The sequence below is a fragment of the Enterovibrio makurazakiensis genome, from assembly GCF_050336585.1.
In the GTDB taxonomy this organism is placed as follows: domain Bacteria; phylum Pseudomonadota; class Gammaproteobacteria; order Enterobacterales; family Vibrionaceae; genus Enterovibrio; species Enterovibrio gelatinilyticus.
This window is the reverse complement of record NZ_JAKJSE010000031.1, coordinates 59,656-83,944: the sequence shown is the minus strand read 5'-3', so window position 1 is coordinate 83,944 and position 24,289 is coordinate 59,656. Positions and strand designations below refer to the sequence as shown.

Below are 24,289 nucleotides of genomic sequence, written 5' to 3'. Positions count from 1 at the left end.
GTACTTGGATGGTCGCGCCTAAACTGATTGAAGCGGGTAATTGGGATGAGATTGGTCGCCTTGTCCGCGAAGCGGTCGAACACACGCGCTAATTTTCTTCCTCCTTTCGTTTTCTAGTCTGTCTGTATGCCCGTCTTTAAGACGGGCTTTTTGATGTTGGCGATAGTTGATGACCACCACCAGTCTCTATCTATACAGTTTGTTAGTTGGATACCAAACGGGACGGTTCAACCTGCGCTTTTTCACTGCTAGCGAGCTTTAACCAAACAACCCCAAGAATAATGACAGATAACCAGAATGCTTGAAGAAGAGACAAGGTTTGATCGAATACGATTGCTCCAAACACAGAGGCACCTATTGCACCGATACCCGCCCATACGGCATAACCGATACCGACATCTATAGATTTCAAGGCAACACTCAGTGAGTAAAGCGTCAACAGGAAGAAGACGACCGCTGAAACAGACCAATTGATAATCGTAAATGCCTCACTCCCTGCTACGCTCAACGCATAACCAATCTCAAATACCCCAGCAAGTAGAAGCATTGCCCAAGCATATGTGGTGCTTACTTTCTTCGTTTTCGACGTCATTTTTTATTCCTTTAAAATCATGAATGAACAATTGTGGCTAAATGGGTCAATATGGTGGCGATTACGCAGCACCGCTCATTCGCAAACCAATAACACCACCAATAACGAGAGCGATACCCAAGAGCTTTTTCCCTCCAAGTCGCTCACCGAAAAATAAAGCGCCCAAAATGACGATTCCCACTCCTGCCGTGGATGTCCAAATTGAATAGCCAATACCCACATCAAATTCAAGTAACGCTAAACTGAGAAAATAAGTCGCGACGGCGCCACTCAATAGCGTCGCCGCCGTCCAACTAGGATGAGTAAATCCTTTTGCGTTTCCTGCCGAAATAGCAACGGCAATTTCAAAAATGACCGCCGTTCCAAGATATAACCAACTCAACATGTCTCTTTTCTCCCTATCAGATAACAATTTTCACGCAATACATTTACTTGCATGTGCAAGCATATTAGTAATAACGCAATGATGCTGTCAAGATACTTGCACGTACAAGTAGTTGAGTGTTTGTTGATGGACACTTATAGGTAGTTGGTTTTTTGTTATGCTATTTTTTATTTAACTCATTAAAAATTAAGAATTTAATTTGTTTTCCCGCACAAATCCAAACATTTGATCGCGACAAGAAAGAGAGATAGCACGAGGTTTTACTTTGATTGATTTGTTTTGCAGTGCGGAGCATTTCACAAATTATTACCGCTTGTTATACTCAGATTTTAAGATTTTGCATGTATATACATACTTAAAATGAAAGCAACGTTGGGGCAAGCAAGTCCCTACGCATAATCGCTAGGAATCGCAGAATGATATTGCAATACTCGTTGTGGCAAAGAGTTAAGATCGTCGTTGATCGCGTCGAAAATCAGATAGCAAAAGAGATGCAACGTGAGCACGGGCTTGGCTTAACAGAGTATCGAGCACTAACGCTTCTTGCCAACGCTGAAGACGCCGAATTGAGGATGCAAGAACTCGCCAAACTTCTAGGGTTGAATCAGAGCTCTGTCACTCGCCTTGTTGAAAGACTAGAAAAAGGTGGATATACCCTTCGAGATCTTTGCCCAAAAGACAAACGAGGTGTTTATACCGTACTAACTGGGCGAGGCCGAGAAGTCCAAAGCCAGGCTGAGAATGACTACGCCAGCTACATCAAAGCGGCGTTAGACTCAGCTAGCCAAGAAGAGGAAAACAGTAAAGTCGTTGACTGCCTTCGTCAAATTATTGAAGAGTGACAGAATACTTCCCTAGCGCCTTAGTTAACTCCCCCGCTGAAATCGCTTTGCAGCCTGAGGTGTTTTGTCCGCACCATAACGGTGTGAAATCATCACGTCCTTGCTGCTCGGCTTGGCGCCTGAGGGGAGCGGCCTCGATAGAGGCATAAGGAAACGTTGGCGCGAGTGGCTGCATGTATCCAAGCTCTCTCATTGCTCGATTAACGATGCCACGAGCTGGCCTACCCGTGAAAATATTCGTGAGTGCAGTGTGCTGAGACTGCTCACTCAGAATCGCTGAGCGGTGAAGCGTAGACGTTTTGGTTTCAGCACACAGCAAATAGGCTGTACCCACTTGTACGGCCTGTGCACCCAATAGCATTGCCGCTTGCACACCACGACCATCTGCAATACCACCAGCCGCAATCACCGGTAGATTCACTTTCTGGACTATCTGAGGCACGAGCGACGCAGTACCCACTTGTGTGGTGATGTCCTCAGACAAAAACATACCTCGGTGACCGCCTGCCTCTAAGCCTTGCGCGATGATGCCATCAGCGCCGTTTGCTTCTAACCACATGGCTTCTTGAAGTGTCGTTGCAGAAGACAAGACCTTTGTCCCCCAGCTTTTTACGCGGGCCAGCAATGTATGATCGGGCAAACCGAAATGAAAGCTAACAATCGGCGGACGATATGACTCAATGGCATCAGCAATATCATGGTTAAACGGCAAACGGTTGGTTGTGATTGGCAAGCTTGTGGGGTCGATATCCAGCTCGGCAAAATATGACGTCAGCGCATCTCGCCATTCGGCATGTTGGCGTTGATTGAACGCAGGCATTCGGTGACAAAAGAAATTGAGATTGTAAGCTTGTGTCGTCGCGGCACTGATGACCTCAAGTTCACTCACGATTTGATCGAGATTCAACATGCCGCAGGGCAAAGATCCTAACCCACCCGCTTCGCTCACTGCGATGGCTAGGGCGCTATCTTGCACGCCCGCCATCGGCGCTTGAATAATAGGAAGATCCGTTCCAAGCAACGCTTTGAATGACTGGTGAGTATTATCAACGCTCGCTTTTTTTACCCACTTACCCATCGCGATATTGCCATTATTCATTGAATTCCCTTCACGCATTCGTGCACGGTTGAGTTAACCACACATAAATCCTGTGTGGACGATAACCAATCAACCAGAAGATGCTCGGTATTATCCCTTTTTGATGGAGATCACTACATGGGCAAGGGACGCCTAGATCACTACGTCTGTAAGTCTCGCTGAATCCTGCATCTTCAGGATGTTTGAGTATATTACTCTAATCACAAAGCAAAATTTATGCGCAATAAAAAGTTAGGAATTGACGGTACACCGATGATTTACGATGAAACAAACAAACGTGAATTAACAAGCAAATAAGGGAGAATAGTGAAAGGTAAAGAACGTGATAAATGCACTAAAAAGTGCCATCGCAACGCGTGTTTCTAGTAACAATTATTTCGACTGCGCATAGCCGCCTAACACATTATCGCAACGCCAATCGCCATACCATTCAGCTAATTCATTCAGCGTTTTGGGACGACAAATTAGAAAGCCCTGGATCAGCATCGACGGATAGTTCTCGATGAGGTACTTCAATTCTTCCTCTTTTTCTACACCTTCAGCGACGATGACACAATCTGATTGGACGGTAAAATCCACTAATGAACGAACAATGGTTTGACCAAAATGATCCAGATGAATATTAGTAATTAGCGATCTATCAATTTTGACTTCCGTAAAAGGTAAATTCCGTAAATGGAGGAAATTGGCGTATCCCGTGCCAAAGTCATCCAGTGAAACACCATATCCTTGCATACGAAGTCGGTTGAGAGACTCAAGCTGCTCAGGAGATTGCAAGGAACTCTCCTCGGTTATTTCTAATGTGACACGAGAGTTAGAAACGCTTTTCGCCTTAAACAGCGCCCCGAGTCGATTGGGAATGCTCAAATCGTCCAATTGCGTCGCAGAAAGATTAATCCCGACGCTAACTTCACCACCAAATATTGATGACAACTCATCTATTTCCAGTGCGGTCCGTTCAGCGATTGAGGCAGTAAGCAGATCAATGAGCCCGTACTGAACAGCAGTACTAATAAAACAGCATGGACTAATACAGTATGGCGACTCAGGAAATACAATACGCGCAAGCACCTCCAAACTTTCAACCTTCTTGGTGAGAAAATTCACTTTTGGTTGGTAGTAAGGAACAACATGACCGCAAATAATGTGTTCAATAAGTTCGTCTTTTGGCATGAGTTCAATTTGATCTAATTTGACGTCGCTCTTGGTATCTGCCTTTTTTAATACTCTCTCTAACGCATATAAAGTTATCGGCTTTGGGATGCTCCCAAGAAGGTTTATCCACTGAAGTTTTGCAATCTCTGCAGCCAACTCCGTCACACGGTTTTCAAGATCTGATATAATGCAAACTGCGCCGCGGTATTTCATTTTTCCCAATTCGCGAATAACGCACATTCCATCAATATCGACCATACCTAAGTTTGTGAATACAACATCATATCGCGCGATTTCATAATTAATTTCTTTGAGGGCCAATTGAGGGCTAGAAAAACAACTCACTTTTTCATAGCCAAGACGATTCAACATGCTACGAATTAGCATCAGCACAGACTCAGAGTCATCAATCACAGCGATAGTCTTTGTGTTACTCACATGGTTCACCAACCCAACGTCCCTATAAAATCTTTTAAGTTCTGAGTTTCTCATTAAGAATCGACAAATAAAGTCACTGTATTGACATTTATTCTATATCAGACTTTTCGCATGCTCCCATAAATTATTAGCCGAGATCCACTAATTGGGCAAAAAATTTACATCTATTTGTCTTATAAAGTAGAGAGTATGAATACAATCACACTTAACCAGATGAAAAATATAAATTAATAATATTAATATGATACCAGTATTATATGAGGGTAAATCAGACACTGCTTTCATAAACAGTTCAAATCGTGAAAAAAGTGCCGTCAAATAATAACCATCATTATCAATTAATAATTTAGTTAACAGTGATATTTCAGTTATATTATATAAAGAATGAAAGCCTATGTTACCAAATCAATCGATTACATATCGAGACCTTGCAATGGCTACTTTTGATTTGAGTCAAATCCCTCAAGATTAATTGCAGTCTCTCTCATTTTTTTGGTTGTACCGCTTCCAACTTATACTCAGCAGCCTGAAGATACTTGGGTGTAGGCAAGTTTGAAATGTGAAATGCTACACATATGCAGTCCTGCGCCAAAAGTCCGTCAGTTCTCATCAAAAAGCGCGTTTTGTCCCACTCTGACAGTGGCGAAAATACCAGCTCAACATCTGCATTAATCTAGCGAGACAGGAATCCTTCAATCACAGCTAATAAGTGCCGATGCTGTGTCGTCGCGGTGCTGATGACAATCACAATCAAGGTCACACCTTGATGTTAGTTTCTTGAAGAAGTACTTCTTCAATACCCGCAATCATGCCCTTCACACTAGCAAGTAGCTGGTTAACCTTTATCACGTCAGCCTTACATGCTTCCATTTCCTGAAAGCATACACTCAAAGGCAGCGCGCCACTCGATGCAGCTGAACCTTTAATACCATGGGCAAGCACACCAATCTGCTCAGTATCCTTCTCCGATATCGCGTTTTCCAATAAAACTAGATCAGACATTAGTGATTCCCAGAAAATGCTTAGAACGGCATCGATCATCTTCTTATCACCCGTACCGATCACGTTTTGTAAATGTTCGAAATCAATGAGTTCGGCCTCTACATTTGTCTCTGGTATTGAAGACCGTGGTGGTAAATTCTCATGTGAAGCAAACGTTCTCATTGGGTGATTTCTGATATTTTCGGCTAACACCGCGCGCAGCTTTTCAAGCTCAACAGGTTTAGCAATATAGTCATCCATTCCCGCTTGCTCACAGTTTTCTTCCTCCCCAACCAAAGCGTTTGCCGTTATCGCGATCATCAACGTCTTTTGGTGTTTGTCAGCCTCCAAGCGGCGGATCTCAGCCACCAGCTCAAATCCATCCATTTCCGGCATGTGACAGTCAGTCAAAACAATGGGGTACTGACCCGACTTCCACGCTGCCAATGCCTCAACACCATTTGAGGTCATTTCATAGCGATAACCGAGACTGGTCAATTGGCGCTCCAACACCATGCGATTTGTCGGCTGATCTTCCGCACACAGAATGACAATATTGTCTTTATCAATATCGTAGTCTTCAGTGTTATTGCTCGAATGGCGTAACAGAGTATGTTCCACAGTCTTGCTGTCAGGTTCTCTAAACCCGCATAGCACTGCGGCAGCAACAATCATTTCACTGGGATTAAGTGGCCTACCACCTAAGTAATAAAGCTGAGGGGTAACACTGCCTGATACGTCAGACTGTTCAGCGTCTAAAACTATATTTTTTAGCGTTAGATCATGGATATTCATTGGCTCGTTTAAGGTAACAACAATGACACGGCTATGATTATCCAGTGAGTGAGGCATCTTTCTTATCACCCGTTTTGGCTGGCACTGAGAGATAATATGCGAGCACGTTTCGAATATGTCGTTGTCTTTAACCATCACTACAAATGTGTAATCGCTAAAGTCATAATCACGTAACAAGGTGTCGTCAAACTCACTGTGGTTTAAAGGTAGCGTAATGGTGAATGTGCTACCTAAGCTTGGTTGGCTGGTAACAGCAATCTGCCCTTTCATCATTTCCACAAATGATTTGCTAATACTCAATCCAAGACCTGTACCGCCAAACTTCCGGGTGGTCGAATTATCAGCCTGTGTGAATGGTTTGAAGAGCTTACTAATTTTCTCAGGTGTCATGCCAACACCATCATCGGCAATAGAAATACGTAACGACGTATTGTCTTCAATGTATTCCGTAGACACTGTGACTGAAGCTTCCCGTTCGGGCTTATGTGAAAACTTGATCGCGTTGCCCACTAAATTCAGTAACACCTGCCGAATACGGATCGAATCCATTTTTATCAACGCTGGTATACGAAAATCATGCCGAATTTGCAGTGTGACACCTTTTGCTTGGGCGCTGACTCTGAGCAGATCTAAGGTCTTTTCGATCACATTGAGGAGATCAGTATCTCGGTACTCTAATGCCATTTGGCCAGACTCAATTTTCGAGAAATCGAGCACATCATTGATAATATCTAACAGTGAAAACGAGGAATCCCGAATGGTGGTGGTCATGCGCTGCTGTTCTTGCGTCAACTCACTTTCTCGTAGCAAGTCAATCATGCCAATAACTCCGTTCATCGGGGTACGGATTTCATGGCTCATAATGGCAAGAAACCGAGATTTCGCTTCACTTGCCTGCAAGGCTGTTTGGGATTCCTGCTCTAATTTCTTCTGAAGAATACGTTCATCCGTAATGTCGAGGTTAATACCGAATAATGTATATTGCTCACTGTTCGGATTGCGGTGTACATCGCCTGCGGCTTTTATCCACCTCACTTCACCAGTAAATCCATGAATAATTCGAAACTCTGCGTTAAACAAAGTATTGGCTTCAAGCGCGTTACCGACTTCTTTTTCGGCATATTCAACGTCATCCGGGTGAACCGATGACCGCCAATCCTCATACGTTAAAGGCTTGGAGTCTGACAAACCATAAAGATCAAACATGGCCTTGTCCCATCGCAGTTCACCGGAGTTAATATCCAATGACCAATTACAAATCCCCCCCGCGTTCGACGCTAATTTCATCCCACGGAGTAGCTCATCTCGCGTCTCTTGGGCTCGCACTAACTCCAATTCGGTTTCTTTACGCGCAGTATTGTCTTCCAATAAGTTAATGACAAATTTAGGCTGACCGTGGTCATCCGAGACAACCGAAGCCGACGCATTCAACCAAAACTCGTCACCGTGGAACATGTCGATGTTCGAACCGATGACATCATTGGCTGCGTATCCTGATAGTCTTTCAAATGCTTGATTGACATAGATTATCGGTTTTTTTATTTGACGAGCATCACTGACAATAATACCCGTGGCGGAAAATTCGATGGCGTGGTGTTGAATATCCTGCAGAAATTTCTGGTCATCATCGAGAGGACTGTGACGTTCCGATTCCACAATACGCTGGGCCAGGGCGAATGCCATTAACGTACAGAGTAATACAAGTGCAACCAGCATCACTGTTTGAAGTGTTTCTATTCCCATCAAGATCATACTGCCCACAATGCCAGTGATCATCACACCAAAGAGAAAGAAAATCGCAGGGAGTTTTGTCGTCAGCTTCATGTCTTTATTCTTTTCCAAGGCCATCAGTGATGTATCACCAAGGCCAAAATATGCGGACAAGGACTCAGGTTGTTTGGGTATAGAGCAAAACATGCCCTGCTGTTAAGTCACCCCCTACATCGGCTTAACAAACCTTATACAACCCATATCATATGTATATTTCTTCACTGTAAGGTTAGCTGAACATTGAAAGTTCATGATCAGAACCACCTATTTGGGATGGGTTTGCAAGGTTACGTTCGAAGCTAAGGAAAGTTGAAAGGCGGGATCGGTGATGATGAGAAGCGAATGGTCGACATATATGCTGCGCTTCGACTCTTGGAATTGTCACTGTCAGACATAATCGACACTGCGCTCAAGGTTCGATAGTTCTCGCCATAAAGACGCTGAAAGTCTTCACGCACATTACGGCTAACGTACTGCCACTCTCCTTTTTCAACACCGCCGTTTGCCGCTAACATTTTGAACGAACGCGGAGAAAAGGGATTACCCCAAAAACTGTTGTGCGTTTTATTCGCTGACCAGACATAGATGATGGTTTCGCTACTCATCATGGTGAGTCCGGGCGTGACGGTCACACCGATCCTCCAAGCAAAGTCATCTTGTGCTTTGAAGATTTCGTTGGTCACAGTGGGGGATTCAGAGACTTTCCAGTACCAAGAAATCCAAGGTGTCTCCGTTAAATCTATCTCCATTTCTCGAATCAACCCTGACGCGGAAGCCTCACTGCGCCCGTAAAGCACGGGAGCATTGAAATGGATATTTTGAACCAGCTGATACTCTGTTTCACCTTCAAAGCGCTTTTTCTCCCATTCTGACAAAGGCAAAAATGCCAGCTCAATATCTGCGTTGACCTGACAAGATAGTAATCCCCCGATCACAGCGAACAAGTGCCGATGCTGAACCATCTCTTTCTCCTTATTCAAGGATGAACACGGTATAAACATGAACATGTAAGGAGGAATAAATTTCATTCCATCTCCGTTGCACTAACCGTCGTGCTAATCGATGTGAAAACCGTTGTACTAGTCTTTGTGAAAACCGTTGTACTAAACTTTGTGAAATCCATTGTACGAACGTCGGTCATCACCAACCGCAGAGTTTCTTTCTGCTAGCGTCTATTTCGCAAGAACTCCCACCCTTGATACGAAGACAGTACTCTCAATTGCATACTCTAGAATCCTATACAGGCCGCAAGGGGTTCATCATGATCAATCAACCTAGACTCAAACCTAGCGCACTCACCAACAAATATGAACTTACGAAGGATTTCGGGATCACTGTTAATGGGGTCAATATCCTTGTCCCGCAGTACTTTCGCTATGACGGCGCCACTATTCCATCTGCGGCTTGGCAAATCACTTTCACTCCCTTTCATCCGGACATTATGATGCCTGCATTGGTTCACGACTGGTTGTTTTACAACCATCAAGTTTCTCGCAAAGAAGCAGATAGCATTCTCTATACGCTGCTTTGCCAAAATGGCGTCGATAACCTTCGGGCTAACATGATCTGGAGTGCAGTGAGGGCTGGAGGGCGATTTTTTTGGGACAATGACGAGGATGATAAAGCCTATTTAAGAACACTCTACGAACTGGTTAAAAACAAAAAAAATGTCAGTAAGTACTGCTTTCCTAAAGAAATCATCGACGGTAAGTAACACCAACTATCAGATTGGAAAGAACGTCATTGAGGCCATGCCATGCACAACCTGATTGATGGTGCGATTGGTACTATCGGCGACCATTGTCGCCATCATGTCTTGTATCACGATCATCTGACCGAGGACGCGTTCATAGCTGTAATTCGGTGTACCATCGACGGCGATGCCATTGCTTAACAGCATGAGCTCGCCATTGATATTTTTGCGGGTGTTAAGTAACCATGCAACGGTTTCGAGGTTGCGAGCGCTGTTATAGAGTTTTTGCTGGTCTATGTCGTCAAGCAAATAGAATTCAAGTTGGTTGTTATAGCTGCTGCTTATCATGCCGGTGATCCCCACCATCATGGCAAACACGCGGTCACCGTTAAACGTCTCTGAGAAAGCAAGATGCAAGGCGTTAATCCCATCCACGCCACCCAGTTCCACGTAGCCATTTTGCGGTCGCTTGACCGTCATGAAAGATTCGAGCCGATCATTGACCGTCATGTCGCTGACTTTGGCGAGTTCTCTTGGATTTCGTTTGTAGAGCTTGATCGTAAGTTCTTGCACTAAATCGCGGATTTCCATGATATGAATATCCGTGATCAAATCCATGTCCGATTTGGCGAGATTTTTAAATTCAAAAGGACGACTGGTACTGCTACAAGCACTTAAGACCATAACCAATGCCGTACACAACCATAGGCGACGTATCATTTTTACCTCATGTCTATCGAGTCCTAAAAAAGTGTAGGTGGCAGTATTACCGTTTGGGAAGCGTGCGACATGGGGTATGAGGGTTAAATCTATAAAATCACGATATTGTGACTCGCCATACCATCCTATAAAATCGCGCCAATCAAATTATTCTCCCAAGGCAAACCATGAATAAAAGTTTTCTGACCAATGCCATTGCAGTCGCTGTTTTCGCTGCAGGCTACTTCCTTGACCAACCTATCGCACTTTATGGCGGTCTATTCGCGCTGTCCGGCTCACTGACCAACTTACTTGCGGTACATATGCTGTTTGAGAAAGTACCGGGGCTTTATGGCTCAGGTGTCATTCAGGCGCGTTTTGAAGCTTTCAAACTAGGCATTCGCTCACTCATGATGGATCAGTTCTTTACCAAGGAGAATATTGACCGCTTCTTGAACAAAGAGATGTCAGACGGTGCAAACCTCAACCTCGATCCCGTGATCGAAAAGATTGATTTTAACCCAACGTTTGATGGCTTAGTGGATGTGATCAACAACAGTCAATTTGGGGGTATGCTGATGATGTTTGGTGGCGCAGAAGCCCTAACACCGCTTCGTGAGCCTTTCGTGGAAAAGATGCGCGAATCTGTCATCGAGATTACTCAGCAGGACAACTTCCGTGCAGCCCTGAAAAGCCAAATCGAACAACCTGAAATGCTAGGCGATATCACAGCAAACATTGAAACCGTGATTGAACAACGCCTCGACGAGCTAACACCAAACATGGTCAAAGATATCGTTCAAAAGATGATCCGCGAACATCTCGGTTGGCTAGTGGTATGGGGTGGGGTATTTGGTGGTCTGATCGGCGTAGTCTCCGCGCTAATTGCAGGCTAGTTGACGCAATTAACAAAGTCACTGATAACATAGCCACTAAAAAAATAGTCACCTAAAACCTAGTCAGCAAAACGTTCAACATATCTCGGCACCTTAGGGTGCCGTTTTTTGTAGCACTAACATCTCTTAGGCACAAGTCACAAATATATGATCTAATTATGAAATTCCTTTCGCGTGCGCCACAACCTCGCTGATTCACTTCTACACTAAATGCATATTCTTTTGTCGCGAAATTGCGACACTATAACTGTCTTTCACACGAGGTGAATTTATGGCCAAAATACGGACTTACACGTTAGCGTCTGCGCTTATCGGTGCGCTGTTTGCATCTTCTGCTTCAGCATTGGTGTTACCGCTTTCCGTTGGTGCAGATGCGGGTGTTGCCAATGTGAAGTACAAAGGCCGCAGCGCGACGGGCTTTTTCTGGTCTGTCACGGGCAACCTTAAACTCACCAGTATGACCAGTATTTATTCAGGCTACGGTGAAACCACCGCTGATATTCCTGATGAAAGTGGCATCGACCAAAGTTTCACGTCAGTCTCTGTGCCGCTCGCTTTACAAGTGCGTGTGCCTATTGTGCTCGGTGATGTTTACGTTCGCGGTGGCGCTAACTATTACGAAAACACTTATGGCACTGAAGTGGAAGATGGCTATGGTTTACTCGGCGCTGTTGGGTTGAGCTTAGCGCCTGCGATTGGTCCAGGTATGGCCATAGAAGTGGGATATCAAGATCGCGGCAACGCCGAAACTGGCACTGTCTCTATTGGTGCACGTCTAAATTTCTAAGTGCTTCAACGTCACTCGTAACGCGAAGTGTCAGGTCAGAGAATAACGATACCCACTCTCGCGCAACGCGTGTGAATGACAGAATCAAAAACAGCGCTCTCGGCGCTGTTTTTATTTGTGTTATTACATATACCCTTAGAGATTGACGCTAGATTTCACGTTCTCGCTCCCCGCAGTCCAGACGACTCACTCATCCGCTTTAGTGCGCGCGTTACTTCGAAGCATTATGAATCGCAAGGTACGTCTCCGCCTGCTCTTTGCCCATATAGCGCCCTAGCGTCTTGGCTTGAACATTTCGCAAGTCCACCACAATCAAACCATCTAGCGCATTATTAAACGCGGGGTCGACGTTAAAACATACCAGTTTCCCATTCAATCCCAAGTATTGTCGTAACAATACGGGCACCCCTAAACCGCTACTCATTCGACTGAGTACACGAGAGAGCACTTGCATGTCACCTAGCGCTGTCAGCATAGTGGTATGCCAAGGCACAGGATCAGACGTTTCTAATGGTGTGGTGGGTTTTACCAATTGGGCTTTATCATCATCGTAGTGATGAACGCTGAGGCTTTCTGCCAATAAGCGCCTCGCTTTTATAGGATAATCATTGCTAATGCTGACAGGGCCAAAGAGTGTGGTGATATGCGGATGACGACTTACGTATTCTGCAATGCCTTTCCAAAGCAAAAGAAGTGCCGATAGGCTGCGCTGATACTTTGCATCGATCACCGAACGTCCCATCTCCAAAGACACATTCATGCTGTCCACAAAGCGCTGATCATATTGGAATAGGCTCCGTGAGTACAACCCTTCAATACCCTGTTTTTTAACAATATTTTGCACTTGCCCTAGACGATATGCGCCAACCATACTCTGCGCTTCTCTATCCCAAATAAAGAGGTGCAAATAATAGGTGTCGTATTCATCCAAGTCGCACGCAAGCCCTGTTCCCTCGCCTACAGCACGAAAGTTGGCTTCACGCATTCGACCGATTTCTTTGAGTATACGAGGAATGTGTTCGCTGGTTGTGCAGTACACATCAAATTCGCCGGAGGACAGTAATTTGGCATCATCTGGCAAATGTCTGATTTCCTCTTCAATGACATCAACACCTAGCGCATCAATAATCGGCTCTGCATCATGAATATCAGAAGGGGCTTCGAGGGCTTTGTCCTGATGTAACAGGTAGGTATTCAGTCGTAAGTAGTTAACGAGGCTATCGTCGCTTTCAAAGCCGCGACACTCTTTCCACTTAATGGGCTCGCCAATCGTTAAGGAAATGGGTTGCCCACGTTTATTAAGCAACTCTCTTCCTAACAGCACGGTACGAAGAAGTGGATGAATGACACCCGCACGATAGAATTTTCGACTGTTCCGCCCACCAATGAATATCGGCAGGGCTGTCGCTTTGTGCTTTCTGACAATAGCGGCCACAGAGCGACTCCACGCTTTGTCACTCAACACACCATTTTCGTCAAACGTCGAGACTTCACCCGCAGGAAAAACCAACAACAGGCCACCATCACTGACGTGTTGATGTGCTTCACGCAACGCACGCATGTTAGCGCGCCTAGCACTTTCACCTTCAAATACATCAACACCAATGAACAAGTCACTCAGTTCAGGAATGCGTTTAAGGTAATAGTTTGCTAGCACTTTGACATCAGGCCGCACTTCACGCAGCACTTTGGCTAAAATGACCCCTTCTACGCCCCCCAACGGATGATTCGCGACAACCACGGTACTTCCTGATGTCGGAATATGACCGATGTCCTGCGAAGAAACGTGATAGTCAATGCCCAACACATCGAGGGTATAGGTAAGAAAACTGTCAGTATCAATACCTTCAGGGCGGAGGCGGTAATACTTGTCTAGGGTACGAAGGCCAGTCATTGATTCCAGCGTTTTTTCGACCATGCCAAAAGGCGTTTTTCTTGGTAACAGAAAAGGACTTGTATTCATTCTCTCTCCCTAATGAAACGCAATATGGTGGCACTGCATTTCTTTGCTATTCGCCTATTGGCAAAGTGATAGTGATAAGTCCCTAACAGCTACTCATTCAACGACTCAGAAACGTGCTTACGCGTTGATGGGAATTAACGTTTTGCCCAATTTTTATCGCCAGTCTCAATGAAACCTTCGATATCTTGATTCCAGGTCTCAAACGTCTCTTCGTTGTAATTGAGGTAAAGTTTGTTATCTACCACTTTCCAAAGCATTGGATCACCCGGAGCTAGTGCGTCATTCGCGGCAATGGCCCACGAACAATGACCGCCGTATTGCGGGGCATACTGCGCTGGATTTGCCAAAAACTTGTCAAGGTTAGCTTGGTTAGCAAATTTCCAAGTCACGCCATCGTGTTCAGTCTTAAACGTCGAACTTCCTTCTGTTGGCATACCATCAAAAAATGAGACGGTGTCGTAACCACTCACCGCGTCATTGCCAAAAAAGCCTGTATAAATTTCTTTTGCTGCAAACACGTTCGTCGAAAAAATCAGAGCAAACACAGACAATAAAATTGATTTCATAGATATCTTCCCTAATTAACGTTTTGCCCAGTTCAAATCACCCTGAACAATGAAGCCGGGAATATCTTTTTCCCATTTGTTCTTTATCGATTTGTCGTAGTTGAGGTACAACTTGCCATCAACAATATTCCAGTAAGCTGGGTCGCCCGGTGCTAGATCATCTTTCTCGGCAATGGCCCACGCACAGTAACCGCCGTATTGCGGTGCATACTGTTCTGGATCTGCTAAAAACTTGTCGAGGTTAGCCTGACTTGAAAACAGCCACTCAGCGCCTTTGTAATCTGTTTTGAATTTAGATGAACCTTTTACAGGGCCACCTTCAAAGTAAGAAACGGTGTCGTAGCCACTTAACGCCTTACTGCTAAAAAAGCCTGTGTATACTTCATCAGCAGCGAAGGTGGCTGCCGAAAAAAGCAGTGAAATCAGTAATAATATCCGAGACATATCATCTCTCCATGTTATGTATTGATGGCTTGGTATATATGACCGAGCTACACCTGTTTCCTTTCAGAATTTTCATCAAAACTCTCATCAAATTTTCACCGATATCTCGTCTGTCATTGTGTTAATCACTCGCAGCCAGTCGCAACGATAACGATTGCCGCCCAAGCAATGTCCTTACAGCCTCCCCCTTTTGACAAGGGGGCCCATCGACATAAATCATTTCGACGTGCTCAGGCGTCACTTTCAGGTGAGTAAAACTCACTGTGTTCGCATCGTCGCGATGCATACAAACCGATTTATAACCAGCCTCGGGGACATGACTCCGATGAAACTCCCACGCTTTTTCGATGGTACGTGGCTCGGTCATAATGATGTTATGTGCCTGTCGACGAGCTTGCATCACTTCAGTAAACGCAACAGACGAAGAAATCATAGGTTCAATACTTGGTCTTTGCGTAAGCACGTGACCGTCCCACTGAAAAGCAATGACATGACCATGAGTCGAAGAAAGGTCAGGCGCAAATACCAAAAGCGTGAAAGGCGCATAGGATCCCAGATGAAGATTATTCAAAGTGGAAACCACATCAGAAACCATCAATGACGGCGCGAGCATTTTGACCAATAAGCCGCGGCTAATTAACGGTAATTCAGGAATGTCGCCTTGGTAATAATTCAACAGACAGAGTGACAAACCATTGTGATTGGTCGCCATCCATGTACCGCCTCCATCGGGGTCAACAGGCATCAAGAACGATGTATTACCCTGTGACAACAACTGAGGTGGATGCGCGATCGCCCGCCCCTTCTGCTCATCTCTATTGAAGAAGACGTCGTAACCCGATTCATGCAATAACCAGCTAACTGTGCACATTTAATCGCCCTCTCGATAATACGTTGCCGTCGCAGCTGCCATCCCAAACGTCTCAGCGCTCGATATTCCTTGAGCGCACAAACTCACACGGATCAAAGCAAAGTGATGCACCGCATGGCTGGCAACGAAAGAGAGTTCACGCCCAAGGGTGGAATGGGTCACTGACGCGACATGATGCGTCAAGCTCACTTCGCCACTCACATTGACGAGTGAGAGCAAGTCATCCTCACTCAATGCATCAAGCCAGTCACAAAGCGAAATCCACTCGGTTATGGCAATCGCTTTCTCTTTTTCAACAGGGTGTGCGCGTCGACGAACATCGTAATCAATAAAATCGGACCTAGGGCAAACCGTAATGGCATGAAAAACATCGAGGATATGGCGCATGTGCTGGCCAATACTGCTCTGTAGATAAGGTGCTGCGACATGGTTATATTGCGCATCAGAAAGTTGATGTAACAATTCTAAAGATTGCGCCGCGACATCCATTCCACCAATCACTTCAGCAGGCGACGTGGAACAAGAACCTAAATTGGACTTCATCACGACATCCTTTGCTAACATGCTTTCCCCTTCATCTTTAAAACACAAATTGGATTGATTCATTATTGTTTCGCGCATCACTTCGTTCAGTCTGTTGACGGGTAATGACGTACCAAGGCTTTTTCCCGTTGCCATGCCTTGTAAAGCTCACCCAGTGTTGGCACTTTATGCCCCGATTTACGCTGTAAATCGCCAATTTCAAACAGGATCCGATACTGCTCGAGTAGGGTTGAGAAAGCCTCTTTCAAGGAGGCTTCTCTATCCCAAATATGTGCGGCTTCACTGCTTGCTCCATTGACTTCGATGAGCGCAAAATCGTCACCACGCATTAGGCTTTCAATATCACGAAACTTGAGGTCTATCCGTCCGTAGTGAAACCCGGGAAAGTCATCAAAAATTTCATCTAAACGCGCCACCAGCGCATCAGTAATAAATTCGCAGCCATTTCTAAATATAGCGCCTCGGCTATGACTCCCTGCGAACGCCAACCTAAATGTTTCGCCTTCAGCCAGCACAAGATTCAGTTTGTCTTCATGGCGGTCACGATATAAATGGCGCACTTTGCTGGCACGGGGATCACCATCAATAAGCTCTGCTAACGTGCGTTGACCATCTCCGACAACGAAAGGGTTATATTTCAGCGTTAACGAAAATATCCGCCCTCGTTTTTCCTCGGGATAGCGCACGTAAAACACACCAGCTTCCGCGTTATATGGCGCTTTTTGTTGCAGCATTAAGCGCGCGCCATCAGGAAACAGACGTAAGTAGTCTTCCAGCTCTGCTTTGTTTTCCACCAAACGCACACCCGCACCACGGCAACCCAAATCAGGCTTCGCGACGACAGGAAAACCCAAGCCCGCATCGTGCAGAGCAGAAAGTGCTTGGTGAGCTTGAGATTCCGCCGACGTGGTATTCTTTTCCCACATAACATAAGGCAGAATCCAAGGTTTGGCGCGTTCACCGGCAAGAGACAAAATGGCGTCTTTTGACTCGCCAACCATGCCACTAAGTTCAATGCCAGGGTTCGCTATCAGTGGCAAGCTCGCACTGCGATATTTAATGCCATACCAAATCCACTGCACCGCTACAGGTGCATAAAATATCCATCCAGGCCAAAACTCAAAGGCAGACACAGCTTTGCCTTTCATGTTGAGCGGCGGCATTCCATGGTTAACGGGCAGTGCGGGATTTGTCTTCTCGTCCACCAGTTTTAATCGGTGCAAACTGCTTTCTCCTTAAGCTTGTTTCCAGCAAAACGGTTAACGCCGTACAACAGAATCAGTACGACCGGAATCAGTCCCCAACTTAGATTGCTATGGATCCATTCAATTTCGCCCAGTTGGTACACCAAGGTGAACACCACAGCTGTCCACAATGCCGTTGCGAGCAGCACCGCGGGCAAAAAAGCGCGCAATCCTACGCGGAAAAAGCCGCTTAAGCAGAAACCCACAAAACGCAGTCCGGGGACAAAGCGAATAAGGAAAAGATTGCTGACGGGATTAGCTCGCAGTTTTTTGCGGATCAAACGCACGCTGGGTTTCGTGAGCAACAAGCCACGCAACCAACGCCATTTCCTTGCCCATACACCCAGTGCATAAAGACCCACATCGCCGCTCGCGATTCCTACAAAAATAGATAACAACGCCATTGGAACCGTCATAACACCTTGAGCCGCTGCCACACTCGCAGTAATAATCGCGAGATCTTCAAGCAAGTACGACAACAAAATCACCGCGAAAAAAAGGGTCAACGGCGAATATTGCAAAAGGGTTATTGTTACGTCATTCAAAATGTTGCCCTGTTCGGCTGCTTATCTCTTAGAGAGTAGACAGGTTAAAAAGCAATTCGCTTTCAGATTGCTCATAAACTCTTTAAATTCACAAAAATAGGACACTGAACACGCCAAATTTGTACCATGCACTCACTATTGCAAATGTCTTATTCTCTAAACTTTGGAAGATTTGCGTTGCTGAATGATCGTGACACACTGATGCGTAAATTTAATGAACGAGCAAACACACCATGACTAAAACAACATCTCCTTTTCTCCGGTTGCAAAACGAAATGACCGAATTCGCCAAAGCTCGTGACTGGGAGCAATTTCACAATCCGAAGAATCTTGTCATGGCACTGAGTGGTGAGGTAGGGGAACTCGCAGAATTGTTTCAATGGCTGACACCAGAGCAAGCGGCAAATTTCCCTGCCGACAAAAAAGAAGCGCTAGCTCACGAGCTGGCAGATATTCAACTTTATCTGCTTCGCATCGCTGATAAGTGCCACGTTAATCTTGAAGATGCCTGCGACAAAAAACTCGCACTAAACAATGAGAAGTACCCCGTCGATAAATGCTACGGACGCGCAGTCAAATACAACGAGCTATAAATATTCACGACATATCTCACCCATCGTCACCCATCACCCGCACACAGATTGATGCCAACGGTCTTCGCTGGCATCAATTTCAAATCCACATCCCATTTATGAGACTTACGCTAGACTTTTACTTATGTGCATTCACTTGCAAATACATTGCATTGTCTCTGCGAGTACAAAGCGCATGGTGAACCCAAGCCCTCGGCAGTGAACACAGTGGTTGGCTAGCTGTCATCCACACAACTTTCAACTTGAAATCATGGGAATGTAAATGGCATTCGTTAGCGAGCAAGAACATTCAACAGACAACTTTTCTGATGGTGCTTTGTTCACGCGCGTGGTCTTTGTTTTTGTTGGGTGTTTATTCACAGCACTCCTCGCCATTTATTTGCTGCGCCAACCCGGCAGTTCAGCATTCACTTGGTATGCTAACGGACTTGCTATCACGCTTCTTACGCTTGCTCCAAAATCTCAACGATGGGTTCTCCTCGGCACCGCATTTTTGGCTATTTTGCTCGCCAATATTCTGTTCGGTGATGCACTAATACAAAGTATTCTGCTTTCGCTCGCCAACACATCAACCATTGCAGCTGGCACCGTCGCTCTGGCGTATATCAACCGCACATCATCACCATTCATTTCAATGCCTGCATTTTACCTTTTTGTGTTGTTAGTGGTTTGCTTAAGCCCGTTACTGGGGGCCCTGAGTGGCGGTTACATCTTGCATAAGGCGCTGGCAATTCCCTTTATCGACATTGTCTCAAATTGGTATTTTGGAGATGTCATAGGTATCTTGGCCATCACCCCCTTTTCCTTTGTGTTGTTAAATCGTCCCTATCACCTCCCCTCTTCACTCGTCTCCCCCAAGACTCTCATCTTAATTGCGGGGATAACATTGCTTTGTGGCTATTCCCTTTCACACGTTGCGTATCCTTTCATTGCAATTGCGTTCACGCTGACGCTTGCAAGCTCAATGCTTGACCGACTATCGGCCTTCACTAGTGCGTTTGCAGTTTCATTAATACTCGATGTGCTTTTAGTCTCACCGTCAACAAACCTTGCTGAAGGCGTATTTGAAACAGTGTCGTCACACTTACTCCCCCCTGTTGCAGGTGCCATGTTGATAGGCATCTTGCTTGCGGTGAAATCGGCTCGATTACAACAGATACAAAAAATGAGCGATGAAAAAGCCTCACTATTTTCGGATGCCATGGACGTGTCTGTTGTCGGGATGGTGATGGTGTTGCCAGACGGACAGGTGATGACCACCAACCGAAGCTTTCTCGCAATGGTTGATATGAATGCAGACGAGATGGATGGTAAAGACTTCAACCGCTTCATTTTTCATTCAGACCGAAAAATCGTTCACCAACATTGCCATGACTTGATCATGGCGAATGCGTCTAACTTTCAAGTTTCAGCTCGTTTACTCACAAAGAAAAAACTCGTGATTTGGACGCAAATTGGCGTGTCAGCGGTCCGAGATCGCTGGTCAGGTGAAGTCACCAGTTTTATCTATCAAATTAGGGATATCGACAAAGAACGGCGGATTGATACAGAACGTAACTTGTGGTCGCAGAAGTTTGAGTTTGCTTTGGGCATCAACCGTATCTCTGTGTATGAAATGGCAACGAATACTAAGTATATTCAATTGTCTGAGAATGCCTTTCAGGCGATTGGCATTAACGCTTTGAGCATAAGGAAAATGTATGAATGGATGGCGCGCATTCACCCCGAAGATCTGAGAGAATATCAACATTCCATGAGCCAAATAGGGTCTGAAGCCTTGGCAATGGAGTACCGCATATTAGATGACAACAACACCTATCGATGGATCCGCGACTGCAGCCAACCGGTGGAAAACAAAAATGATGACGTGGTTGACACAGTCATCGGCACTATCACCGACATAAGCCATGAGCGCAATAAAGCTCCTGAGAGCGCACACAGAAATGCGCTAAACCATCAATTAGAAGCTGGCCAAATTGCCATTTGGGAGTACCACAGAGATACGGATGAGCTTATCTGGGATGCGGAAATGCACTCGCTCTTTGGTTTAACGACCAACGACACCATCAACAAGCAATCGTGGCGCAATCTCTTGCATGCTGACGATCAACGGAAGTTTGATGCACTGTTTGTCACAACGTCTCCGTCCAAGTACTCAGATCACTACCAGACCGATGTCCTAAGAACTGCCAATCTCCCCGAAGACACCTGCTACTACATCATGATAAAAGCAACCCGCGACGATCCTCAACGCCTTGTCGGTATCTGTACGCCTATACCCAATATTGACTCAACCACACATCATGACACCAACAGCCTACTGTCAGCAGCAATTCATGCCTCTCACGATGGCATTATCGTGTTGGATGCTAACCTCAACATTCAGTCGTTTAATGAGCAAACGTACGACATTGTGCATTGCAATGAAAGTGACATAGGCAAACCCATTGATGCTCTGTTTTCATTGTTTGATGGAGACCAATTACTGTCATTTGAACAGATACTTAACAGCGCTCGCGGAGAGTATTTCTCCATCGACAACGTTTTTTGGTTACAAACTGCAACAGGGATCGATATTCAAATCGCTCTGTGTGCCAAGCCCGCCTTATCAAACAATAATGTCTTAGAAGGATGGATCGTTACCCTTCAGCACATATCCAAAGCGAGTTGGGTCGATGTGTCAAACAAACACATATTAGTGGATACGTTAACGGGACTTCCGAACCGCAAAGATTTTGAAGGTGTACTGCAGCATCATATCGACGCACTGGCTCGAAAATCAGCTGAACACATTGTCGCTGTTATTAAATTAAAAGGGCTTAGATCGCTATCAGATCTACTCGGTAAGCCTGCTGGTGAGCAAATCATCAAGTCGTCAGCGTTGCTGCTCAAAACCGAGATAAAAAGTGATGAGTACCTGGCTCGAATCGATGACAACAAATTTGCTGTACTTCTGCCTCAGCATTCTCTCGTTGCCGCCAAGGAACGAGCCGAAAATATCACCTCAAGGCTTGATAAGCTTCAGTATCAGCATGATTCGCCAAGCCTTGGAATTACGAGTGTCATTGGATTGGCTGTCATTGATGATCAACACACTACGGCTTTGCAATCTCTTTATCACGCGGATGTTGCTTTGACATCCGCGTTACAACTTCCCGACGTGCGAGTCGCTGCCTTTGATGAATATACCCTCGACAAAAGCCATTCATTTGGCAATGACAACCTACTCCACCAGATCGATACCGCTATATCCAATCAAGCCTTCACCTTGCTATGTATGCCTATCGTCGCTCATCGCAAAGACCTCCCAACGTGGCATGAGGTGCTCATTAGAATGATCACTGATGAGGGCAAACTGCTGTTACCTCATATATTTTTTAATGCCGCAGAAAAAACGGGCCGGCTCATCAACATTGAACGCTGGGTGTTCTGTGAGGTATTAGAAACACAGGGCAAAGCACTGCAAGAAGCCGGGCTTTCTATCGCCATCAACATTTCTTCACCTGCTTTCTATGACGATGATTTCATTAAATATTGCATTGCACTGGTCAAGAAAAGCCCATTGCCATCATCGCGTCTTTGCATTGAAATTCACCAAAGCACACTTGTGATTGATAAAGCAAAAGCCAGAGAAGTTATCTCGTCATTTAGAGAGTTGGGGTGTGAGGTCGCGATTGATAATTTCGGTTCTGACGTCAGCGTCTTTAGCTATCTAAAAACGCTCAACATCACCATGCTGAAAATCGACAGTAGCCTCATATCACTCATGAAGTCGAGCCGTGTTGAGCAACGTATCGTTGAGTCGATCAAACAAATCAGTGACTCGATGAACGTCAAAACGGCAGCTGCTAAAGTGAATAACGAAGATGATTACCAGCAAGTGCAACGGGCGAGTCTTGATTACTCTCAAGGCTATGTTTACGGTGAGCCAATGCCGCTCACACGCGTTATTTCTTCATCAAAGGTAGGGATGAGCCATTCTTTTATCTACCCCAAATCAGCCAGCTGAACCGTACAAAATTCAAACGTATTCATCACAGAGTCATTAATCCTTTCTTTCCATTTGGCTCTTTATCACTTTCAATGCTAGCGATAAACACTAAACGCAAAGGCTAGCAAATGAGAGATTGTGACTATTTGGTGATTGGTGCAGGCATTGTTGGGCTTAGCGTGGCGCATGAACTGCAGACGCGTTTCCCCAACGCCAGTGTCATCGTTGTCGACAAAGAAGAGCAGGTCGCGAGTCATCAAACTGGTCGCAATAGCGGCGTTATTCATGCCGGTGTTTACTACACACCGGGCAGCATGAAAGCCAAGTTTTGCACCGAAGGCAATCTGGCTATTAAAACGTTCTGTCGTGAACATGCCATTCCGTTTGAAGAATGTGGAAAGCTATTGGTCGCCACCAATGCCACTGAGCTCCAGCGAATGGAAGCATTGAAAGTCCGCGCAAAAGAAAATGGTTTAGCGTTTGACGTACTCGATGCTGCACAGCTTCGCCAGAAAGAACCTAATATTAAAGGGGTTGGCGCCATATTTGTGCCATCGACAGGCATCGTTAGTTACCGCCAGATCTGCGAAAAACTCGGAACAATGATCAAGAGCCATGGCGGGGACGTTTTGTTCAATGCTAGCGTCGAGTATATTCAAGAAACCGATGATGGTGTCACGGTGGTTGCCGGGACACAAATACTCCATGCCAACAAGGTCATCGCCTGCGCAGGTATCATGTCCGATCGTATCATTCGAATGCTAGGCGAAACGCCAGACTTCCAAATGGTGCCTTTTCGCGGTGATTACTTCCAATTACCGTCACAACACAACAGCATCATTTCAAGCCTGATATACCCCATCCCAGACCCCGCTCTCCCGTTTCTCGGTGTCCATCTCACTAAGATGATCGATGGAACGGTTACCGTTGGGCCAAACGCTGTATTAAGCCTTGCACGTGAAGGCTATTCACGATTTTCATTTTCGATGAAAGATACCGCTGAGATGCTGCAATATGGCGGTTTTTATAGCCTGATTCGCCGTAATTTCTCATCGGCAATGAAAGAGCTTCGCAACGGCTTATGGAAGCAAGGCTATTTAAAAGAAGTCCAAAAATACTGCCCAACTCTTAATCAAGATGACTTGCTCACCTACCCCTCCGGTATTCGCGCACAAGCCGTTTATCAAAACGGCGATATGGTCGATGATTTTCTGTTTCATCAAACCGCGCGCTCCTTGGTGGTGTGTAACGCTCCTTCTCCGGCGGCAACGTCCTGCTTCCCTATTGCGCGGCACATTGTTGACAAATCGACCAATTAACGTCAACTGACGGATTTGGCAGTGCTTTCGTCACGATTTCCCACAAATCCCTTTCCTTTTTTGAAGGCTGGGCATAGC

Annotated in this window: 21 protein-coding genes and 1 pseudogene; 8 read left to right on the top strand and 14 right to left on the bottom strand. The window is 45.5% G+C overall.

What is annotated here, in order from left to right; genetic code table 11:
• Nucleotides 1–92, top strand: a pseudogene (locus L4D06_RS21445) (bifunctional 4-hydroxy-2-oxoglutarate aldolase/2-dehydro-3-deoxy-phosphogluconate aldolase); the annotation flags it as partial.
• 110 nt (nucleotides 93–202) lie between these two features.
• Here L4D06_RS21445 and L4D06_RS21440 read toward each other — a convergent pair.
• Nucleotides 203–592, bottom strand: coding sequence for a DMT family transporter (locus tag L4D06_RS21440; protein WP_429741248.1), 390 nt, complete (start codon nucleotides 590–592; stop codon nucleotides 203–205).
• 61 nt (nucleotides 593–653) lie between these two features.
• Nucleotides 654–977 (bottom strand): DMT family transporter, encoded by a 324-nt coding sequence (locus L4D06_RS21435; RefSeq protein WP_274166240.1) that lies wholly within the window; start codon nucleotides 975–977, stop codon nucleotides 654–656.
• Between the two features lie 416 nt (nucleotides 978–1,393).
• Between L4D06_RS21435 and L4D06_RS21430 the strand changes: the two genes are divergently transcribed.
• Nucleotides 1,394–1,819 carry a MarR family winged helix-turn-helix transcriptional regulator gene (locus L4D06_RS21430; protein WP_429741246.1) on the top strand — a complete coding sequence of 142 codons (426 nt, stop codon included), beginning with the start codon at nucleotides 1,394–1,396 and terminating at the stop codon, nucleotides 1,817–1,819.
• Here the strand turns inward: L4D06_RS21430 and L4D06_RS21425 are convergent.
• The 4 genes from L4D06_RS21425 to L4D06_RS21410 all read right to left on the bottom strand — a co-directional run bounded on the left by L4D06_RS21425 (nucleotide 1,806) and on the right by L4D06_RS21410 (nucleotide 9,085).
• Nucleotides 1,806–2,897 carry an NAD(P)H-dependent flavin oxidoreductase gene (locus L4D06_RS21425; RefSeq protein ID WP_429741254.1) on the bottom strand — a complete coding sequence of 364 codons (1,092 nt, stop codon included), beginning with the start codon at nucleotides 2,895–2,897 and terminating at the stop codon, nucleotides 1,806–1,808. The two genes, L4D06_RS21430 and L4D06_RS21425, sit on opposite strands and share 14 nt — an antisense overlap.
• A gap of 393 nt (nucleotides 2,898–3,290) precedes the next feature.
• Nucleotides 3,291–4,487, bottom strand: a complete 1,197-nt coding sequence (locus tag L4D06_RS21420) for an EAL domain-containing response regulator (RefSeq protein WP_429741244.1) — start codon at nucleotides 4,485–4,487, stop codon at nucleotides 3,291–3,293.
• A 780-nt stretch (nucleotides 4,488–5,267) separates the two neighbouring features.
• Nucleotides 5,268–8,111: an ATP-binding protein gene (locus L4D06_RS21415; protein WP_429741242.1), complete on the bottom strand. Its 2,844-nt coding sequence runs from the start codon at nucleotides 8,109–8,111 to the stop codon at nucleotides 5,268–5,270.
• A gap of 245 nt (nucleotides 8,112–8,356) precedes the next feature.
• Nucleotides 8,357–9,085, bottom strand: coding sequence for a DUF3047 domain-containing protein (locus L4D06_RS21410; RefSeq protein ID WP_429741240.1), 729 nt, complete (start codon nucleotides 9,083–9,085; stop codon nucleotides 8,357–8,359).
• A 233-nt stretch (nucleotides 9,086–9,318) separates the two neighbouring features.
• Here L4D06_RS21410 and L4D06_RS21405 point away from each other — a divergent pair, with 233 nt between their 5' ends.
• Entirely contained in the window at nucleotides 9,319–9,771 is a 453-nt protein-coding gene (locus L4D06_RS21405; protein WP_429741238.1) for a DUF1353 domain-containing protein, read from the top strand.
• Nucleotides 9,772–9,780: 9 nt separating this feature from the next.
• Here the strand turns inward: L4D06_RS21405 and L4D06_RS21400 are convergent, their stop codons facing one another.
• Entirely contained in the window at nucleotides 9,781–10,470 is a 690-nt protein-coding gene (locus L4D06_RS21400) for a hypothetical protein (protein ID WP_274166235.1), read from the bottom strand.
• A gap of 167 nt (nucleotides 10,471–10,637) precedes the next feature.
• Here L4D06_RS21400 and L4D06_RS21395 point away from each other — a divergent pair, with 167 nt between their 5' ends.
• On the top strand, nucleotides 10,638–11,345 hold the full coding sequence (locus tag L4D06_RS21395; protein WP_429741236.1) for a DUF445 domain-containing protein: 708 nt from the start codon (nucleotides 10,638–10,640) through the stop codon (nucleotides 11,343–11,345).
• 271 nt (nucleotides 11,346–11,616) lie between these two features.
• A complete protein-coding gene (locus L4D06_RS21390) occupies nucleotides 11,617–12,132 on the top strand; it encodes an outer membrane beta-barrel protein (RefSeq protein WP_274166233.1) in 516 nt (171 codons plus the stop codon).
• 211 nt (nucleotides 12,133–12,343) lie between these two features.
• Here L4D06_RS21390 and L4D06_RS21385 read toward each other — a convergent pair whose 3' ends face one another.
• The 7 genes from L4D06_RS21385 to L4D06_RS21355 form a co-directional block, all read right to left on the bottom strand.
• Nucleotides 12,344–14,095, bottom strand: a complete 1,752-nt coding sequence (locus L4D06_RS21385) for a bifunctional lysophospholipid acyltransferase family protein/GNAT family N-acetyltransferase (RefSeq protein ID WP_429741234.1) — start codon at nucleotides 14,093–14,095, stop codon at nucleotides 12,344–12,346.
• A gap of 134 nt (nucleotides 14,096–14,229) precedes the next feature.
• Nucleotides 14,230–14,661: a YHS domain-containing (seleno)protein gene (locus L4D06_RS21380; RefSeq protein ID WP_429741232.1), complete on the bottom strand. Its 432-nt coding sequence runs from the start codon at nucleotides 14,659–14,661 to the stop codon at nucleotides 14,230–14,232.
• A gap of 15 nt (nucleotides 14,662–14,676) precedes the next feature.
• On the bottom strand, nucleotides 14,677–15,105 hold the full coding sequence (locus tag L4D06_RS21375; protein ID WP_429741230.1) for a YHS domain-containing (seleno)protein: 429 nt from the start codon (nucleotides 15,103–15,105) through the stop codon (nucleotides 14,677–14,679).
• Nucleotides 15,106–15,226: 121 nt separating this feature from the next.
• Nucleotides 15,227–15,976: an NRDE family protein gene (locus L4D06_RS21370; RefSeq protein ID WP_274166229.1), complete on the bottom strand. Its 750-nt coding sequence runs from the start codon at nucleotides 15,974–15,976 to the stop codon at nucleotides 15,227–15,229.
• Nucleotides 15,977–16,540 (bottom strand): DinB family protein, encoded by a 564-nt coding sequence (locus tag L4D06_RS21365; protein ID WP_429741228.1) that lies wholly within the window; start codon nucleotides 16,538–16,540, stop codon nucleotides 15,977–15,979. It lies immediately after the preceding gene.
• Nucleotides 16,541–16,605: 65 nt separating this feature from the next.
• Entirely contained in the window at nucleotides 16,606–17,682 is a 1,077-nt protein-coding gene (locus L4D06_RS21360) for a D-alanine--D-alanine ligase (protein WP_429741252.1), read from the bottom strand.
• 47 nt (nucleotides 17,683–17,729) lie between these two features.
• Complete coding sequence (locus L4D06_RS21355) at nucleotides 17,730–18,308, bottom strand: DedA family protein (RefSeq protein WP_429741226.1); 579 nt, start codon at nucleotides 18,306–18,308, stop codon at nucleotides 17,730–17,732.
• A 233-nt stretch (nucleotides 18,309–18,541) separates the two neighbouring features.
• On the opposite strand from L4D06_RS21355, the gene L4D06_RS21350 reads away from it, so the two are divergent.
• The 3 genes from L4D06_RS21350 to lhgO all read left to right on the top strand — a co-directional run bounded on the left by L4D06_RS21350 (nucleotide 18,542) and on the right by lhgO (nucleotide 24,211).
• On the top strand, nucleotides 18,542–18,901 hold the full coding sequence (locus L4D06_RS21350) for a nucleotide pyrophosphohydrolase (protein WP_274166225.1): 360 nt from the start codon (nucleotides 18,542–18,544) through the stop codon (nucleotides 18,899–18,901).
• Between the two features lie 262 nt (nucleotides 18,902–19,163).
• Nucleotides 19,164–22,910 carry an EAL domain-containing protein gene (locus L4D06_RS21345; RefSeq protein ID WP_429741224.1) on the top strand — a complete coding sequence of 1,249 codons (3,747 nt, stop codon included), beginning with the start codon at nucleotides 19,164–19,166 and terminating at the stop codon, nucleotides 22,908–22,910.
• Nucleotides 22,911–23,020: 110 nt separating this feature from the next.
• Complete coding sequence (gene lhgO / locus L4D06_RS21340) at nucleotides 23,021–24,211, top strand: L-2-hydroxyglutarate oxidase (RefSeq protein WP_429741222.1); 1,191 nt, start codon at nucleotides 23,021–23,023, stop codon at nucleotides 24,209–24,211.
• Nucleotides 24,212–24,289 lie beyond the last annotated feature (78 nt).